2 protein-coding genes are annotated in these 1,233 nt (G+C 35.2%); both read left to right on the forward strand.

All coding sequences use genetic code 11. From position 1 onward, the window contains the following. Positions 1–606 (forward strand): hypothetical protein (locus ALKIM_RS17035; RefSeq protein WP_044117636.1); only part of this gene is annotated, 606 nt, incomplete at its 5' end. Next, positions 587–1,075 carry a hypothetical protein gene (locus ALKIM_RS0100110; protein WP_026472891.1) on the forward strand — a complete coding sequence of 163 codons (489 nt, stop codon included), beginning with the start codon at positions 587–589 and terminating at the stop codon, positions 1,073–1,075. The genes ALKIM_RS17035 and ALKIM_RS0100110, both read left to right, overlap by 20 nt. Positions 1,076–1,233: the final 158 nt, after the last annotated feature.

Consider the following 1,233-nt stretch of genomic DNA (forward strand, 5'->3'; position numbering starts at 1 on the left):
GTAAATGTTGAGATAAATCCATTTGAACCTGTTGTTATTTATTTTGAGGAGCATTTATCTTTTTATGAATTGCCACCTGAACAGGAAAGCCGAATCGTGTCAATGCCTGCATTTGTTTTACCTTGGTTGCGAAACGAGGCATTAAATAAGGAAGGGATTCGATTAGCAGGTAATGCCGTGACAATTGTATCGTCATTTACACCTTTAGGAGCAACAGGTAGAGTCGCTTCCGGATTACGTGGGACATTGATTAAATCCTTATTATACATCAATAGGGTTGATGCGACAATTAATGTGCTTCTAACCAATGAGGCAATCAAGGAGAGCATCAGTAAGATTGGCGATGGGAAAGGGAAAGAGTTTCTTGACCAATATGAAAAAATTAGTCTTTATTTGACATTAGGCTCGCCAACGATCCAAGGGTTATTAAGTAAGAAGTCATTGGGTGATATCGCTTTAGATTATGTTAATTTGAGTAATAGCTGGAGGGTAATTATGAACTCTTCTATAGTTAGTAATAGTCTAACGCAGAAAGAAATAGAAAGTATATCTACAGATATGCTTTCTATAATTGAAATTTTAGAAAATGAGAACATTGTTGAATAGAATAGATAAAGAAAGTGCATTTTGGGATAATGTATTTCTTTTAGCAAAGATTGTCTTAGTGTCGGCCTTTATTCTCGTTTTGGTCTTTGGAGTAAGATTGTTGGTCTTTTATCCTAAGGTTGAAGGTTCTATTGTTAAGATAATCAGTGATGATAAAAATGAATTTATTGCAGCACGTGGAAGATTGACTAGCCATGATTGTATGTCTCTTTGGTTGAATTCTTTTACATATCGATTTATTCATAGAAAAACTCAATATGCAGAGTTGTTTAATTCTGGTGATGAAGTTAAACTGTGGGTGTATAAGTTGCATGGCGAATACCAGATAGTTCATGCAAAAAGAGGAGATGAAATTTTGATAAAACACAATAGCATTTTGGCCAATATTGTTTTTGTTTTAATGGTGGGTAGCTTAATCGTTGTTTTGTTAGAGTTTATTGTAAAAAAGGTTACTCCTAAACGAGATTAGTTGGTAAGCATTCGGCCTAGTACATATTGTCATCAAAGCTAAGCAGTCGTTTCTTTGAAGGCAAAAAATGAGGATGACACATACGACCTTCAAGCAACTCTATCAAGAGTATCAGGAATCCAGTTTAAGCGTACGAGACTTCTGCTCCAATCAGGCTT

This window comes from Alkaliflexus imshenetskii DSM 15055, assembly GCF_000517065.1.
GTDB classification, from domain to species: Bacteria; Bacteroidota; Bacteroidia; order Bacteroidales; family Marinilabiliaceae; genus Alkaliflexus; species Alkaliflexus imshenetskii.

Excerpts from the sequence above, each read along its gene's own strand:
- ALKIM_RS0100110 (WP_026472891.1), top strand. The coding sequence starts at position 587 with ATGAGAACATTGTTGAATAGAATAGATAAAGAAAGTGCATTTTGGGAT.